The following is a 15,429-nucleotide window of genomic DNA, read 5'->3' as shown; positions in this document are numbered from 1 at the left end:
GCTCCGCGGCGGCGTTCGCGCATGCTCTGCCGAGGGCGGTCGGAGCGCGTAACGTCCGGCTCATGGCCACCATGCCGAAATCGATCTTCTGGTCCCGGACCGACACCGCCGGCAGCGAGCAGGTCCTGCTCGACGACGGGAACGGGCTGACGGCCCGGGGCACCCTGCTCGCGGTGGACCCGATCCCCTGGACCGCGCGCTATCAGGTGACCACCACACCGGAGTGGGTGACCACCCGCGTCGAGGTGGAGGCCGAAGGGCTCGGCTGGCTACGCCGGGTGACGTTGGAACGGGCCGTGGACCGGTGGCGGGTGACCACCGCCGAGCAGGGGGACCTGGACAGCGCGCTGGTCGCCGCCGGCCATCGACGGGCCGGGCTGCCGGGCACCGACGATCCGGACCGGCTGGCCGAGGCGCTCGACGTCGACGTGAGCGGGTCTCCGCTGTTCAACACGCTACCGGTGCACCGGCTCAGGCTGGCCGCCGAGCCGGCCGACCTGGCCCACCGGATCACCGTCGCCTGGGTGCTGCTGCCGAGCCTCGAGGTGGTGTCGGCCGAGCAGGTCTACACCGGGCTGGGGCCGGGTCGGGTACGGTTCGCCAGCGGCACCTTCACCGCCGACATCGACCTGGACGACAGCGGCTACGTGGTGCGCTACCCGGGCCTGGCCGAACGGATCGATCCGCGCTGAGCGGGCTGGGCGAGCACGGGCCGGGCGAGCACGGGCCACGCGACCTACCCGGAACGGCTCAGGCGGGCCAGGCCCCGCTGGCGAGGAAGCGGTCGATCGTGGCCAGGTGCGGGTCCAGGTCCAGACCCTGGGCGGCGACCCAACTGTCGGCGTAGTACGTGTCGGCGTACCGGTCACCGGGGTCGCAGATCAGGGTGACCACCGACCCGGTCCGGCCCTCGGCGAGCATCGCGGCGATCAGCCCGAAGGCGCCCCACAGGTTGGTGCCGGTGGAGCCGCCCACCCGGCGGCCGAGCAGCGCCGATCCGGCGCGCATGGCGGCCAGCGACGCCGCGTCCGGCACCTGGACCATCCGGTCCACCACCGAGGGCACGAACGACGCCTCCACGGTGGGCCGGCCGATCCCCTCGATGCGGGAGCCCTTCCCGGTCCGCACCGACCAGTCGGCCGCCTGCCAGGCCGGGTAGAACGCCGAGTTCTCCGGGTCGACCACGCAGAGCTTGGTGGCGAGCCGGCGGTACCGGGCGTACCGGCCGATTGTCGCGCTGGTGCCCCCGGTGCCGGCGCCCACCACGATCCAGTCGGGGATGGGGTGTCGCTCCAACTCGAGCTGCGCGTAGATCGACTCGGCGATGTTGTTGTTGCCCCGCCAGTCGGTGGCCCGCTCGGCGTACGTGAACTGGTCCATGAAGTGCCCGCCGGAGTCCTCCGCGAGCCAACGGGCCTCGACCACCACGCCGGCCGGGTCGGTGACGAGGTGGCACCGGCCGCCCTGGAACTCGATCTGCGCGATCTTCTCGGGCGAGGTGGACGCCGGCATCACGGCGATGAACGGCAGACCGAGCATCCGCGCGAAGTACGCCTCGGAGACCGCCGTGGAGCCGGAGGACGCCTCGACGATCGTGGTCCGGGGTCCGATCCAGCCGTTGCAGAGCGCGTACAGGAACAGCGAGCGGGCCAGCCGGTGCTTCAGCGAGCCGGTGGGGTGTGACGACTCGTCCTTCAGGTAGAGGTCGATCCCCCAATCCCGCGGCAGCGGGAACGGCAGCAGGTGGGTGTCGGCCGAGCGGTTCGCGTCCGCCTCGACGGTGGCGATGGCCTCCGTCACCCAGGTCCGGCTGGCCTCGTCGCACCGGTCGAGATGAGTCACGCCGGAAACGTAGCAAGCAGGTCAGCGGCGTTCAGCGCCGGTCCGGTGGCGTGAGCCGGCGGCGTTGGCGGCGCTGACCGGCCCGCCCGGCGGCCCGGACCAGCGGGGTCAGTGCGACGGCCAGCCCGGGCAACGCGTCCAGCAGGCGTACCTGCGCTCCCCGCCAGCGGGGCACGGTGACCACCGGGCGCGGCCGGCGGGCCAGCCGGACCGCCCGGTCGGCCACCCGCCGCGCGGTGAGCATCGCCCCGGTGAAGGACGCGAGCGCACCCGGGTCGTCCAGCCGGTCGTGCAGCATCGGGGTCCAGATGCCGTCCGGGCAGAGGCAGGACACGTGCACCCGCCGGTAACCGGCCATCCGCAGGTCGGAGAGGGTGCCGAGGCTGAACGCCAGCAGGGCGTGCTTGCTGGCCGCGTACACCGTCTCGCCGGGCGCGGCGACGAGCCCGGCCAGCGAGACGACGTTGAGCACGTGGCCGTGACCCTGCGCGCGCATCACGGCGAGCGCGGCGAGGGTGCCGTTCATGGCGCCGAGGGTGTTCACGTCGAGCACCCGGCGGCGGGTCGGACCGTCGTGGTCCCAGGACGGCCCGGTGACCAGGATGCCGGCGTTGTTGACCCAGAGGGCGAGGTCACCCCGGCCGGTGGCGGTAGCGACGACGGCCGCGCAGGCCGCCTCGTCCCGGACGTCCAGGGCGGCGGACCAGCCGCCGAGCGGGGTCGCGGCGGTCGCCACCGCCGCCGGGTCGAGGTCGGTGAGCAGCACCGACCAGCCGTCGGCGTGCAGCGCGGTGGCGATGGCACGGCCCAGGCCGCCGGCGGCGCCGGTCACCACCGCCACCGGGCGCGCCGGCGAGGTCATCGGCGCACGCTACCGCCGGCCGAGCGGTGACACCAGGGGTACGCGGCGGTCAGGTGGCGGGCGTGCCGACCGGCTGCGGGCGGTTCTCCCACTTGGTGGAGAGGGCGATGGCGGTACGGGTGGAGGCGACCCCGGGGGTCCGGTTCAGCCGCACGATCAACTGCTCCAGCTCGGCGATCGTGCCGACCCGGGCCTTGAGGAGGAACGACTCGACGCCGGCCATGAAGTAGCAGGACTCGATCTCGGGCAGCACCCGCAGCGATTCGAGCATGTCGTCGCTGTCGGCGCCGGAGTCCTCGACGATGCCGATCAGCGCGGTGACGCCCAGGCCGATCGACTCCGGAGCGACGTCGGCACGGTAGCCGCGCACCACGCCGCTGCTCTCCAGCTTGCCGACCCGCTCGTGTACGGCCGGAGCCGAGAGACCCACCTGGCGGGCCAGCTCGGCGTACGAGAGACGGGCGTTGCCACGCAGCAGGTCGACGAGGCTCAGGTCGATGGCATCCACAGAGAGTGACCCTAGCCGCTCGGGCGTAACGAGTGGCCCTCGGCATCCGTTGGACTGAGCGGTGAGTCACTGTTCGCAAACCGCCGGTCAAGGCCGAGGTAGCACCAGTAACATTACTAACTCCCTACTCAGTGCATTTTTCGCGTTTGGGCGGACAGGCCATGTCCCTGGTGCTGTAATTGCCATACGTCCCTCATGACGGCTCTGGGCTACGCACCAGCCGGGGGCAGTGTGTTCAGCCGGGGGCTTCGTCGACGCGAGGAGGGGGCTGTGGACACTGGAGATCGCCTGCTGACACCGGGTGAGGTCGCCGCGCTGTTTCGGGTAGACCCGAAAACTGTGACGAGATGGGCGGCGGCCGGCCGGATAGGAAGCATCCGGACTCCAGGCGGGCATCGCCGGTTTCGGGAATCCGAGGTGCGAGCCCTGCTTGAGGGGGAGGGCATGCTGGACGAGGTGGATGAGGTCGGCAAGCCACGCAATGTGGGTCCGGCCGCGTCCACGGGGCCGGGTCCGGCCAACGCCGGCATGTACTGAACTGGTGCGGACAACGCCACGCGGACCGGGCGCCGGTCCGGTCCGCGTCCCGCTCCGGCCGACGGCCGGGCGGCACCGCCACCCGCGCTGAGTCAGCTGCGGGCCGCGCCGAGCTGGCCGGACCACCGCCGGAACAGGGTGTGTGGCACGCCGAGCGCGTCCAGCACCTTGCCGGCCACGAAGTCGACCAACTGCTGGGCGCTGGCCGCCGCGCCGGCCCCGTAGAAGCCGGGGCTGGCCGGCAGCACCACCGCGCCGGCGTCGTGCAGCGCGATGAGGTGTTCCAGGTGACTGCGGGTCACCGGGGTCTCCCGTGGCACCAGCACCACCGGACGCCGTTCCTTGAGGTTGACCTCGGCGGCGCGCTGCAACAGGTCCTTGGAGAGCCCGATGGCGATGCCCGCGCAGGCCGCCGTGCTGGCCGGCACCACTGTCATGCCGCGTACCCGGTAGGAGCCGCTGCTCGGCCCGGCGGCCAGGTCGCCCGCCGGCCAGTGCCGCACGTCCGCCCCGGTCAGGTCCCGGCCCAGCCAGGCGGCGAGGTCCTCGTTCCAGTGCCCGTCGCGGAAGGGCCGGCCGGTCTCGTCGAGCACTGTGAGCCGGGCGGCGCGGGACACGATCAGGTCCACCGACTCGCCGGCGTCGAGGAGCCCGCCGATGACGGCCGCCGCGTACGGCGTGCCGGACGCACCGGAGACTCCGACCACCCAGGGTTCGCGCATGCCTCCAGACTGCCTGGTCGGGACGGTGCGCCGGTGGGCACCCCCGGGATGGTCCGGCTGGGTCCGCCCGCCGGGTACCTGCGTCTCCCATCGACCTGAGATGCTGCCGCTGGAGATTCGCGCCGGGACGGGTTCGCGGAGGAGGCATCGGTGACGACCGCTGAGGTGCTCCAGGCGCTGCGCGCCGACTGTCCGATCCCGTCCCGGCAGTCACCGCACGCCGACGGTGTGCAGGCGTGGTTGCTCCGCGTACTCCCCGGCCTTGGCCTGCCCCTCGACGACGCCACGGCGCACCGGCTGTCCCGGGGCGCCTTCGCCCGGTACGCCGGGCGGCTCTACCCGGCGGCGACCGAGGCCGACCTGCGGACGCTGACCGTGCTGTTCACCTGGTTCTTCCTTGTCGACGACGCCTGCGACGGGCCGGACCGGCTCACCGCGGAGCAGATCCGCGCGCTGCGCGGTGGCACGCTGGCGCTCCTGCGCGACGGGCCCCGGCTTCGCCAGGCCGGGCTGACCGGTCCGCTGCGGCGGCTGCTCGTGCTCGCCTGGCGGGAGCCGCGCCGGCGGATGCCGGCCCGGTGGCGGCTGCGGTTCGCGGACGCCGTGGCCCGGCACCTCGACGGCACCTGGCGGGAGGCGGTCAACAAGGAGGCCGGCCGCCGCCCGACAGTGCACGAGTACGTCGAGCTGCGTCGGTCGACCTCGGCGGCGGAGGTGTCGTACCCCCTCGTGGAGTTCGTCACCGGGCGCTCACTGCCCGACCCGGTCTACCAGCACCCGCTGCTGCGCCAGATCGCCCGCACCGGCAACGACCTGCTCTCCTGGTACAACGACCTGGCCTCGCTGGAACGGGACCGGGCCACGGCCGGCGGGCACAACCTGGTCGTCGCCCTCGAGGCCGAACTGGCCGTACCGGAGGAGGTGGCTGTCGAACGGGCCGCCGAGCTCTGGCGGGCGGCGATGCGGCGCTTCGTCACGTTGCGGGCCGCGGTGCCGTCGTTCGGCCCGGCCTGGGGCGAGGCGGTCAACGACCACCTCGACGGCATCGCGTACGCCGTGCGCGGCACCATCGACTGGACGCTGGAGAGCGCCCGCTACCCGGTCGGCGCCACGGAGCCGGCCGCCGGACCGTAGCCGCCAGGTCCAGGGGCGGCGGGCCGACCGGCTTCAGGGGCGCAGGTTCAGTCGGATCACCAGGTCGAGCAGGGCGAAGACGAACAGCGCGATGCCGACGAACCCGTTGGCGGTGAAGAAGGCCCTGTTGACCTTGCTCAGGTCGGTCGGGGTGACCACCAGGTGCTGGTAGCCGAACGCCACAGCGGTCAGCGCCAGCCCGATCCACCAGAGCCAGCCGAAGCCGATCAACGCGCCGAACCAGACGAACAACGCGAAGGTCACCACGTGCGCCACCGAGGAGGCGTGCAGCGCGAAGCGTCGGCCGTACCGGGCCGGCACGCTGTGCACCCCGATCTCCCGGTCGATCTCGGAGTCCTGGCAGGCGTAGATCAGGTCGAAGCCACCGATCCACAGCCCCACCGCCGCGCCGAGCAGCCAGGCCGGCCAGGAGCCGTCCAGCGTGCCGGTGACCGCCAGCCAGGCGCCGACCGGGCCGACCGCCTGGGCGACGGCGAGGATGGCGTGTGGCCAGTTGGTGAACCGCTTGCCGTACGGGTAGACGACCAGCGGCACCACAGCGAGCGGCGCGAGCACCAGGCAGAGCGGGTTGAGCAGGGCGGCGGCGGCGAGGAACACCACCAGGGCGACGGCCGCGCCGGTCCAGGCCGTCCGCACGCTCACCGCCCCGGTGACCAGCTCCCGACCGGCGGTACGCGGGTTCCGCGCGTCGATGCGGCGGTCCAGGATGCGGTTGGCGGCCATCGCGAACGTCCGCGCCCCGACCATCGCCACGGTGATCAGCAGCAGGTCGACCCAGCGCACCCGCCCGCCGTTGACCTGCATTGCCGCCAGGGCGGAGAGGAACGCGAACGGCAGCGCGAACACCGAGTGCTCGATCGCGACGAGGTCCAGGAAGGCCCGCACCCTCCCCCGCGATCTTGCACTCGCTGCGGGGACAGAAGAGGACGAGGGGGAGGAATCGGGAGCCGGGAGTGCAAGATCGCGGGGGTTGTCGGTGGCCGCCATCAGATCCCGTACTCCTTCCAGCGCTTGTCGACCAGGGCCGCGACCTCCGGGCTCATGGTCATCTCCTCCGGCCAACCCCTGGTGTAGCCCTCGGTGGGCAGCTTGCGGGTCGCGTCGACGCCGGCCTTGCCACCCCAGAACTGCTGGTACGACGAGTGGTCGAGGTGGTCCACCGGCCCCTCGGTGAGCAGCAGGTCCCGCGCGTAGTCGACGTTGCCGAAGGCCCGGAAGGCGACCTCGTTGTAGTCGTGCACGTCGCAGTCCTCGTCGACGATCACGATCAGCTTGGTCAGCGACATCAGGTGCGCGCCCCAGATCGCGTTCATCACCTTCTGCGCGTGCTTCGGGTAGCGCTTGCGGATCGACACGATCGCGCAGTTGTGGAACACCCCGGCTGCCGGCAGGTCGTAGTCGACGATGTCCGGGATCATCAGCTTGAGCAACGGCTGGAAGATCCGTTCGGTGGCCTTGCCCAGGCCGTGGTCCTCCTGCGGCGGCTTGGACGTGACGATCGAGTGGTAGACCGGCTTGCGCTGCATGGTCATCGTCTCGATGTGCAGCACCGGGAACGGCTCGACCGGCGTGTAGAACCCGGTGTGGTCGCCGAACGGCCCCTCGGGCAGCCGCTCACCCGGCTCCAGGTAGCCCTCCAGCACGATCTGCGCGTGTGCCGGCACCTGCAACGGCACGGTCAGACAGTCGACCATCTCCACCCGTTCGCCGCGCAGGAACCCGGCGAACAGGTACTCGTCGATGTCGCTGGGCAACGGCGCGCTCGCCGCGTACGAGACGACCGGGTCGCAGCCGATCGCGACAGCGACCGGCAGGCGCTGCCCGAGCCGCTCGGCGACGGCGTGGTGCGCCGTCGAGTCCTTGTGGATCTGCCAGTGCATGCCGAGGGTGTTGCGGCCGTGCTGCTGGAGGCGGTAGAGGCCGAGGTTGCGCTTACCGGTCTCCGGGTGCTTGGTGTGGGTCAGCCCGTAGTTGTGGAAGATCCCGCCGTCGTCGGGCCAGACCTGCAACCCCGGCAGCCGGTTCAGGTCGACGTCGTCACCCCGGTAGACGACCTCCTGGCAGGGCGCGGTCTTCACCTTGCGCGGCGGCACCGACTTGAGCTGCATGACCTTGCCCAGGCCCTCCCGGATGCCGGACCAGCCGACCGGCAGCTCCGGCTTGATCAGCGCGCCGATCCGGGCGCCGATCTCGTCGAGCGAGTCGACGCCGAGAGCCATCGCCATCCGCTTCTCGGTGCCGAACAGGTTGATCGCCACCGGCATCTCGCCCCGGGTCGGACGCTCGAAGAGCAGCGCCGGGCCGCCGGCCCGCACCGTACGGGTGACCACCTCGCTCATCTCCAGGGTCGGGTCGACCGGGACGTCGACCCGGCGCAACTCCCCCGCCCGCTCCAGCGCCGCGAGGAAGTCCTTGAGATCGGTGTACGGGAAGCCACGAGCCGCCATACCCGCCAGTCTCCCGCACCGGGTGCGGCGCGCCCCACGCCGGGTGCTGTGACACCCGCGACGGCCCCGGCCCAGCGGGGCGGATCTTGATCCACTCGACTTTCCGAAAGTCGGGGTGTCCAGCGACCTGGGACACCCCCGTTTCCTGGAACACGAGTGGATCAGGGCTCGCGCCACCACATCACCGACCCGGGGGCGAGTCAAGCCCGGCGGACACATCTCACCGTGCCTGGTCGAATGGCGGGACGCGGGAGCAGAGTGGACCAGTGTCGGACGCGTACGTCGTCGGCGACCCGGACGGGTTGTCGCCCCTACAGGTCGAGCTTCGTGACGCTGTCGCCCGGGAGTTGCACGCCCAACTGGCGTTACGCGGCGAGCGGATCGAGCTGGCCGACCTGCCGGAGGTGTCGTACCAGATCACGCTGCGCGTGAACGAGACCCTGCGCGGCAACCGCAGCCTTCGACATCCTTCCGTGCGGCCAGGACGCCCTCAATCGCCGGAATAGAGCCGCGACGGGTCGACGAGGACGACATCGGGACGCTGACCGGCCGCCTGCCGAAGGTCGTCGGTGAACCCCGCCGCGCTCACGAGCAGCAACCGGGCGTCCCGCACGTCCAGGCCAGGACGCGCGACGAGCAAGTCTCGTGCCCGGCCCAGCCGATCCAACTCGGGCCGCCCGAGCGTGCGACCCCACTTGGCGTCGCACCGGGCCGGTCGTCCGTGGCGAACCGGGCCAGCTCCGCCCATTCGACGTCACGGTCGAAGATTTCCGCCGGCTTGGAGAGCTTCACTGCCACATCCCCACAGGAATGTAGAACTACATTTCTTAGATGTGTAGTTCTACATCTGTCAACTGTGGGTCAGTCCAGCCCGCCGTACGAGTGCAGGCCGGTGAAGAAGATGTTCACGCCGAACAGGTTCATCAGCATGGTGAGGAAGCCGAGCACGGCGATCCAGGTGGCCACGTTGCGCTTGACGCTGGGCGTGGCGCGGGCGTGCAGGTAACCGGCGTACACGACCCAGGAGATGAACGCCCAGGTCTCCTTCGGGTCCCAGCCCCACGGCCGACCCCAGGCCGCCTCGGCCCAGATCGCGCCGGCGATCACCGCGAAAGTGAAGATCGGGAACGCGAAGGCGTGCAGACCGAAGGTCAACCGCTCCAGGCCGGCCGCGCCGGGCAACCGCTTGGCCAGGCTGTACGGGAAGCTCCGCCGACCCTGCTCGTACCCGTTGCGCATGAGGAAGCCGACAGCGGGCACCACGCCGAGCAGGAAGATGCCGGAGGCGAAGACGATCGTCGACACGTGGATGATGAACCAGTACGAGTTGAGCGCCGGCACCAGCGGCACGATCGGCACGTACAGCACCAGTTCGGCGGTGGCCACCAGCAGCACCATGACGAGCGTCAGGAACAGCCCGAGCTTGCGCAGCGACGGCCGCTTCCAGAGCACCACGAGCCAGGCGGCGACCCCGATGAACGTCACAGTGAGCACGAACTCGTACATGTTGCCCCAGGGCATCCGGTCGGCGGCCAGCCCTCGGGTGACCAGCGCCGCCAGGTGCAGCGCGGCGGCGACAGCGGTGGCGTACACCCCGACCAGGCCGGCGAGGCGGGCCCGCCGCGCGGAGCGGTCGGACGCGCCGGTCGCCGGAGCCGGAGTCGGCGCGGGCGGTGCCGGGACGACGACGCCGCCGGCAGCGACCAGTTCCCGCGCCGGAGCCGCCGCGGCGACCCGGGCACGGGCGTTGCCCAGCGCGTACTCCACGGCGTGGCCGATCATCGCGATCAGGTACGCCAGGATCGCGAAGGTCACCAGATTGTCGGAGAGTGCGGACATCACTCGGCTCCTTCTCGCGCGCCGGCCCGTTCGGCCGCTGGCTGGTCGCCCCTGACCGCGGCGACGAGTTGGGCGAACTCCTCGGCGAACCCGGGATAGTCGGTACGCGGCAGCCCGCCGACCTCCACCAAGCTACTACCGCTTGTCGGAGATCCTTCTCCGGGGTCGCCCGGGAGCACCCGGAAGAACACCCGGCGACGCCGCCCGAACAGCGAGCCCATCAGCCCGACCAGCAGAAACGCGCAACTGATGAGCAGCGGCGTCGCGCCGGGGTCGTGCCGGACGGAGAGGGTGACGTACCGCTGGGTGCCCAGGAACTCGACAGTGGTGCCGTCGTCGAGCGTCCATTTCTCGCCCTTGCGGAGCAGCTTGGTGCCGACCTCCTTGACCTTGCCGGTCCGCACCTGCCGCTGGTCGAGCTGGTAGACCGACCCGGGGATGCCGGCGTCCAGACCGAGGTTGCCCCGGTAGGCGACCAGGTTCAGCGCCGGGTTGCGCTCGGTCGGGTACTGCGAGCGGACGAACGGCCCCTGCTCCGGCGCGGTGGGCAGGTAGATGCCGGTGAACGCCATCTGCTGGTCCGCTGCGCGCTGCCCGGTCGCCGGGTCGACGTTCGCGTCCGGGAAGGCCGCCAGCCCCTCGCCGGTCAGGCCCATGTCGCCGGTGGTCAGGAACGGGTCGTCGCTGATCTGGCTCTTGCCGAACCGGTCGGTGTAGCGGATCACCGGGGCGTACCCGTGCCCGAGCAGGTAGACGCTCGCGTCCTTCAGGCGCAGCGGCGAGTTCACCGAGAAGTTCGCGCTGCGGGTCGGCTCGTCCGGGCCGTCGACAGTCACCTTCGCGTTGAAGAAGTCCGGCTGACCGCTCTCCAGGAACCGGGCCTCGAAGTCGTCCAGGCGCAGGCAGAAGCGGGGCAGGTCGGCGCTGTCCACGCGGGGGCCGAGCTTCGCCTCGGCGTACTGCTGCCGGGTGTTGCAGAACGCGTTGTCCGCGCCGGCGACCAGCAGCCGGTTGCCGCTCCAGCCGTACCACGAGCCGAGCGCGACGCCGATCAGCACCGCGATCAGCGAGGTGTGGAACAGCAGGTTGCCGGTCTCCTTGAGGTAGCCCTTCTCGGCGGAGACCTCGTCGCCGCGCACCTCCACCCGCCAGCGGCGCTTGCGCAGCACGTCGGCGATCGCCGCCGCGCCACCGGGCGGAGCGGGCAGCACCGTGTGCTGCGGCAGCCGGGCCATCCGCTTCGGCGCGGCCGGCGGCCGGGACCGCAGGGTCCGGATGTGGTCGCGCATCCGTGGCGTGATGCAGCCGATCAGGGACGTGAACAGCAGCAGATAGATGGCGGAGAACCAGACCGAGCCGAACACCTCGAACGCGCCGATCCGGTCGAGCCGGGGGGCCAGGTCCGGGTGCTCGACGAAGTACTCGTTGACCTTCTCCGGGCTGATTCCGCGCTGCGGCAGCACCGAGCCGGGGATGGCCGCGACGGCGAGCAGGAAGAGCAGGATCAGCGCCGTCCGCATGCTGGTGAGCTGTCGCCACGAGTTGCGCAGGAGAGCCAGCAGCCGGTTGGGTCGCCGCCGGGGCGCCGGGGCCTCGGCCTCCGGCCGATCGTCGACCACAGTCATCAGATGCTCACCTCGCCCACCCCGACGCTGGTCTGCAGCCAGATCACGAAGCTCTGCCAGCCACCGGTGACCAGCGCCAGACCGATCAGGATGAGCAGAGCGCCACCGACCCGGGTGACCCAGCGGCTGTTGCGCCGGACGGCGCGGAAGACCCCGAGCAGGCGTTCGAAGCCCAGCCCGAAGACCACGAACGGTATCCCCAGGCCGAGGCAGTACGCCACCGCGAGCACCACGGCCCGGTCGGTCTGGCCGCTGGTGGCCGCCATGCCCATCACCGCGCCGAGCGTCGGGCCCGTGCAGGGCACCCAGCTCAGCGCGAAGACCGCGCCGAAGACCGGTGCGCCGAGCAGACCGGCCGACGGCAGTCGGGAGATCCGGAACTCGCGTTGCAGGGCGGGGATCATCCCGAGGTAGCTGAGCCCGAGCACGATGACCAGCACGCCGACACCGATCTGCAACTCACGCTCGTAGTCGAAGAACACCCGGCCGATGCTGGCGAAGAGGATCGCGGTGGCGACGAAGACGACGGTGAACCCGCCGATGAAGAGCAGCGTCCCGGCCAGGACCCGGCCCTTGACCGCCACCGTCGCGGCCCGCTCCCGGACGGCGACGCCGCCGGCGCCGTCGGGCGCCGGGTCCGCCGACGCCCGCCGGCCCTCCAGGTCGGCCCCGGCCAGACCGGTGACGTACGACAGGTAGCCGGGCACCAGCGGGAGCACGCACGGGGAGAGGAAGCTGACCAGGCCGGCGAGCGCCGCCGCGCCCATGGCGAGCAGCAGCGGCCCGCTCAGCGCCAGGTTCCGGAAGGTCTCGCCCATCAGCCCGACGCCGGCTTCTCGGCGGCGATCCGTTCGACGATCGGTTGCAGGCCCTCCTGCTTGACCGCCGCGCGGATCACCGCGGCGATCCGGCCCTCCCGGTCCAGCACCACGGTCGCCGGCACGGTGTTCGGCGGGATGTCCAGGTCGAGCGCCAGCCGGCTGGCCGGGTCGAACAGGCTCGGATAGGTGACCCGGCCCTCCTCGAACGCCTTGGCCTTGTCCCGCGAGTCCTGCACGTTGATGCCGAGGAAGCTCACCCCGGACGCCTTGGTCGCCTGGTAGGTGGCTTCCAGGTCGTCCGCCTCGGCCCGGCACGGCGCGCACCACGAACCCCAGAAGTTGACCACGACCACCTGGCCACGGGCCTGGGTGACGTCATAGGTGCCGCCGAGGAGCAGCTCCCCGGCCAGCTTCGGCGGGGTCGAGCGCTGGTCCGGCGCGCACTCGAAGATGCCGTCGGTGGTGGTCGTGCAGGTCTTCTCCTGCCCCTTCGACGTACAGCCGACGAGCGCCACCGCGGCGACGGCGGCGAGCAGACCGGCGGTCCACCTCCGGGCGTTCATCAGGCCCCCTTGGCCGTCCGGGCGGTCGCGGAGAGGGCGATCAGGTGCGCGGCCGGCTCGCTGTAGCCGATGCCCACCACCTTCGCCCCGTCGAAGTGGAACGAGGTGAGACTCGCCAGCCCGCACTGGCGCTTACGCGGGTCGTGCCAGAGCCGCTTGCGCTCGACGTAGCGGCGCAGCGTCCAGATCGGGAGCTGGTGCGACACCAGCACCGCCTCCCGCCCCTCGGCGGCGACCCGGGCGGCGTGCACGGCGGCGAACATCCGCTCGGCGATCACCCGGTACGCCTCGCCCCAGGACGGGGTCACCGGGTCGCGCAGCACCCACCAGTTGCGCGGGTCGCGGAACGACCCGTCGCCGGGGGACACCTTCTTGCCCTCGAACCAGTTCGCGCTCTCGATCAGCCGCTCGTCCACCCCCACCGGCAGCCCGAACTGGGCGGCGATCGGCTCGGCGGTCTGCTGGGCGCGCTCCAGCGGGCTGGCCACCACGTGTACGACGTCCCGCTCGGCCAGGCCCTGCGCGGCGGCCTTGGCCATCTGGACGCCCAGCTCGGAGAGGCGGAAGCCGGGCAGCCGGCCGTAGAGGATCTGGTCGGGGTTGTGCACCTCGCCGTGCCGGAGCACGTGGACCACCGTCTTCGACACTGTTTGTTACCCCCCGTGACCAGCCGCTGCCGCCGCGTTGGCCGCCGTCGGCAGCGCGGCGGCGATGTGCTCCAGCGCGGCGTCGTCGAGCGCCGCCGACACGAACCACGACTCGAACGCGCTCGGCGGCAGGTAGACGCCGGCGGCGAGCATGCTGTGGAAGAACGCCTTGAACGCCGGCACCTGCTGGGTGCGGGCGCTGTCGTAGTCGACCACGTCGGCGTCGGTGAAGAAGATCGAGAACATGCTGCCGGCGTACGACAGTCGGTGCGGGACCCCGGCGGCGGCCAGCGCGTCGGACGCGAGCTTGCCCACGACGGCGGCCGTCTCGTCGAGCCTGCGGTAGAGCGCGTCGTCGGCGAGCCGCAGGGTCGCCAGACCGGCGGCGCAGGCCAGCGGGTTACCGGAGAGCGTGCCGGCCTGGTAGACCGGACCGGCCGGCGCGAGTCGCGCCATGATGTCCGCCCGCCCGCCGAAGGCCGCGGCGGGCAGGCCACCACCCATGACCTTGCCGTACGTCCACAGGTCGGCGTCGGAGGCGTCGAGACCGTGCCAGCCGGCGCGGGAGACCCGGAACCCGGTCATCACCTCGTCGACGACGAGCAGCGCGCCGTGGGCGTGCGCGATCCGGGCGAGCTGCTGGTTGAAACCGTCGCGGGGGGCCACCACGCCCATGTTGCCGGCGGCAGCCTCGGTGATCACGGCGGCGATGTGCGGGCCCTCGGCGGCGAACGCCTCCTCGACGGCCCGGATGTCGTTGTACGGGAGCACGATGGTCTCGCTGGCCGCCGCGCCGGTCACGCCGGGCGAGTCGGGCAGGCCGAGGGTGGCCACGCCGGACCCGGCGGAGGCGAGCAGCGCGTCGACGTGACCGTGGTAGCAGCCGGCGAACTTGACGACCTTGGAGCGGCCGGTGAAGCCACGGGCCAGCCGGATCGCCGACATCGTCGCCTCGGTGCCCGAATTGACCAGGCGAACCTGCTCCACCGGGGTCCGCGCGACGATCTCGGCCGCCAGCTCCACCTCACCGGGGGTCGGGGTGCCGAAGCTGGTGCCCCGGGCGGCGGCGGCCTGGACGGCGTCCACCACCTCGGGGTGGGCGTGCCCGAGGATCAGCGGACCCCAGGAGCAGACCAGGTCGACGTAGCGACGGCCGTCGGCGTCGTACAGCCACGGGCCCTCACCACGGACCATGAACCGGGGGGTGCCGCCAACCGCCTGGAAGGCACGCACGGGAGAGTTCACCCCGCCCGGCACGATGGCCCGGGCGCGGTCGAACAGGGCCTCGGAGGCCGGTGCGTCGGCCGGGTAGCGGCCGGATCCGGCGGAAAAGTTGTCGGTCACAATGCGGCCATTGTGTCAGCGCCGGACGGTCAACCAGCAGCCACCCCGCGCCGGGGTTACGCGGCTCACCCGTGGCCGGCGCCCTCCGGCGGCACCGACCCGACGGGGCCGGGGCCCGGATGGGGACGGCTCGTCGCCTCGACAGGCCAGGTCGGCGTGATCGCGCTAGGCTGACCGGGTGGATCGTGCCGAACTGTCCATCACGCTACACCGGACGGGCGACGAAGCAGTGCTCCGCCTGGCCGGTGAGATCGACATGCTCACGGCGGCCCAGCTCTCCACCGTCGTCAACGAGGTGCTGGCCGACCCACCCCCACGGATCGTGCTCGACCTCGGCGGCGTCACCTTCTGCGACTCGCAGGGCCTGGGCACCCTCGTCGTGCTCAGCCGCAAGGCCAGCCACGCCCAGAGTCTGCTGGTGTTGACCCACGTGGGCGATTTCCTGATCCGCGTCCTGGACATCACCGGTCTGCGCAGCGCCCTGATGATCCGCAACGACCAGCCCACCGGCTGAGTG

At 71.8% G+C, this 15,429-nt stretch carries 18 protein-coding genes; 5 read left to right on the top strand and 13 right to left on the bottom strand.

Annotated elements, in window-relative coordinates; all coding sequences use genetic code 11:
- Nucleotides 1–71 precede the first annotated feature (71 nt).
- Entirely contained in the window at nucleotides 72–692 is a 621-nt protein-coding gene (locus tag O7634_RS11015; protein ID WP_278153935.1) for a putative glycolipid-binding domain-containing protein, read from the top strand.
- Nucleotides 693–750: 58 nt separating this feature from the next.
- On the opposite strand, the gene O7634_RS11010 is transcribed toward O7634_RS11015, so the two are convergent.
- From O7634_RS11010 to O7634_RS11000, 3 genes are read right to left on the bottom strand one after another with little or no spacing between them, the layout of a single operon-like run.
- On the bottom strand, nucleotides 751–1,842 hold the full coding sequence (locus O7634_RS11010) for a PLP-dependent cysteine synthase family protein (RefSeq protein WP_278150032.1): 1,092 nt from the start codon (nucleotides 1,840–1,842) through the stop codon (nucleotides 751–753).
- Between the two features lie 31 nt (nucleotides 1,843–1,873).
- Nucleotides 1,874–2,704, bottom strand: coding sequence for an SDR family NAD(P)-dependent oxidoreductase (locus O7634_RS11005; protein ID WP_278150031.1), 831 nt, complete (start codon nucleotides 2,702–2,704; stop codon nucleotides 1,874–1,876).
- Between the two features lie 49 nt (nucleotides 2,705–2,753).
- Complete coding sequence (locus O7634_RS11000; protein ID WP_278150030.1) at nucleotides 2,754–3,212, bottom strand: Lrp/AsnC family transcriptional regulator; 459 nt, start codon at nucleotides 3,210–3,212, stop codon at nucleotides 2,754–2,756.
- Nucleotides 3,213–3,482: 270 nt separating this feature from the next.
- Between O7634_RS11000 and O7634_RS10995 the strand changes: the two genes are divergently transcribed.
- Complete coding sequence (locus tag O7634_RS10995) at nucleotides 3,483–3,749, top strand: BldC family transcriptional regulator (protein ID WP_007454516.1); 267 nt, start codon at nucleotides 3,483–3,485, stop codon at nucleotides 3,747–3,749.
- Between the two features lie 92 nt (nucleotides 3,750–3,841).
- On the opposite strand, the gene O7634_RS10990 is transcribed toward O7634_RS10995, so the two are convergent.
- Nucleotides 3,842–4,471 carry a UbiX family flavin prenyltransferase gene (locus O7634_RS10990; RefSeq protein WP_278150029.1) on the bottom strand — a complete coding sequence of 210 codons (630 nt, stop codon included), beginning with the start codon at nucleotides 4,469–4,471 and terminating at the stop codon, nucleotides 3,842–3,844.
- A 150-nt stretch (nucleotides 4,472–4,621) separates the two neighbouring features.
- Between O7634_RS10990 and O7634_RS10985 the strand changes: the two genes are divergently transcribed.
- On the top strand, nucleotides 4,622–5,605 hold the full coding sequence (locus tag O7634_RS10985) for a terpene synthase family protein (protein WP_278150028.1): 984 nt from the start codon (nucleotides 4,622–4,624) through the stop codon (nucleotides 5,603–5,605).
- 33 nt (nucleotides 5,606–5,638) lie between these two features.
- On the opposite strand, the gene mqnP is transcribed toward O7634_RS10985, so the two are convergent.
- Together mqnP and O7634_RS10975 are read right to left on the bottom strand one after the other, a co-directional pair.
- The gene (gene mqnP / locus O7634_RS10980) at nucleotides 5,639–6,613 is read right to left on the bottom strand and encodes a menaquinone biosynthesis prenyltransferase MqnP (protein ID WP_278150027.1); all 975 of its coding nucleotides are present in this window, start codon (nucleotides 6,611–6,613) and stop codon (nucleotides 5,639–5,641) included.
- On the bottom strand, nucleotides 6,613–8,073 hold the full coding sequence (locus tag O7634_RS10975; protein ID WP_278150026.1) for a menaquinone biosynthesis decarboxylase: 1,461 nt from the start codon (nucleotides 8,071–8,073) through the stop codon (nucleotides 6,613–6,615). Before O7634_RS10975 ends, mqnP begins: the two co-directional genes overlap by 1 nt.
- 266 nt (nucleotides 8,074–8,339) lie before the next feature.
- Between O7634_RS10975 and O7634_RS10970 the strand changes: the two genes are divergently transcribed.
- Complete coding sequence (locus tag O7634_RS10970; RefSeq protein ID WP_278150025.1) at nucleotides 8,340–8,579, top strand: hypothetical protein; 240 nt, start codon at nucleotides 8,340–8,342, stop codon at nucleotides 8,577–8,579.
- On the opposite strand, the gene O7634_RS10965 is transcribed toward O7634_RS10970, so the two are convergent.
- The 7 genes from O7634_RS10965 to hemL form a co-directional block, all read right to left on the bottom strand.
- Nucleotides 8,564–8,713: a hypothetical protein gene (locus O7634_RS10965; protein ID WP_278150024.1), complete on the bottom strand. Its 150-nt coding sequence runs from the start codon at nucleotides 8,711–8,713 to the stop codon at nucleotides 8,564–8,566. The two genes, O7634_RS10970 and O7634_RS10965, sit on opposite strands and share 16 nt — an antisense overlap.
- A 221-nt stretch (nucleotides 8,714–8,934) precedes the next feature.
- Nucleotides 8,935–9,912: a c-type cytochrome biogenesis protein CcsB gene (gene ccsB / locus O7634_RS10960; protein ID WP_278150023.1), complete on the bottom strand. Its 978-nt coding sequence runs from the start codon at nucleotides 9,910–9,912 to the stop codon at nucleotides 8,935–8,937.
- Nucleotides 9,912–11,537 (bottom strand): cytochrome c biogenesis protein ResB, encoded by a 1,626-nt coding sequence (locus tag O7634_RS10955; protein WP_278150022.1) that lies wholly within the window; start codon nucleotides 11,535–11,537, stop codon nucleotides 9,912–9,914. Before O7634_RS10955 ends, ccsB begins: the two co-directional genes overlap by 1 nt.
- The gene (locus tag O7634_RS10950; protein WP_278150021.1) at nucleotides 11,537–12,355 is read right to left on the bottom strand and encodes a cytochrome c biogenesis protein CcdA; all 819 of its coding nucleotides are present in this window, start codon (nucleotides 12,353–12,355) and stop codon (nucleotides 11,537–11,539) included. The genes O7634_RS10955 and O7634_RS10950 overlap by 1 nt, the downstream gene beginning before the upstream one ends.
- Nucleotides 12,355–12,921, bottom strand: a complete 567-nt coding sequence (locus O7634_RS10945; RefSeq protein ID WP_278150020.1) for a TlpA disulfide reductase family protein — start codon at nucleotides 12,919–12,921, stop codon at nucleotides 12,355–12,357. Before O7634_RS10945 ends, O7634_RS10950 begins: the two co-directional genes overlap by 1 nt.
- Nucleotides 12,921–13,568, bottom strand: coding sequence for a histidine phosphatase family protein (locus O7634_RS10940; RefSeq protein ID WP_278150019.1), 648 nt, complete (start codon nucleotides 13,566–13,568; stop codon nucleotides 12,921–12,923). The genes O7634_RS10945 and O7634_RS10940 overlap by 1 nt, the downstream gene beginning before the upstream one ends.
- 6 nt (nucleotides 13,569–13,574) lie before the next feature.
- Nucleotides 13,575–14,912, bottom strand: a complete 1,338-nt coding sequence (hemL, locus tag O7634_RS10935; RefSeq protein ID WP_278150018.1) for a glutamate-1-semialdehyde 2,1-aminomutase — start codon at nucleotides 14,910–14,912, stop codon at nucleotides 13,575–13,577.
- 178 nt (nucleotides 14,913–15,090) lie between these two features.
- Here hemL and O7634_RS10930 point away from each other — a divergent pair, with 178 nt between their 5' ends.
- Entirely contained in the window at nucleotides 15,091–15,426 is a 336-nt protein-coding gene (locus O7634_RS10930) for an STAS domain-containing protein (RefSeq protein ID WP_278150017.1), read from the top strand.
- Nucleotides 15,427–15,429 lie beyond the last annotated feature (3 nt).

Origin of the sequence: Micromonospora sp. WMMD1120, assembly GCF_029626235.1 — a bacterium.
Taxonomy (GTDB): domain Bacteria; phylum Actinomycetota; class Actinomycetes; order Mycobacteriales; family Micromonosporaceae; genus Micromonospora.
This window is presented reverse-complemented; position numbering and strand designations above follow the sequence as displayed.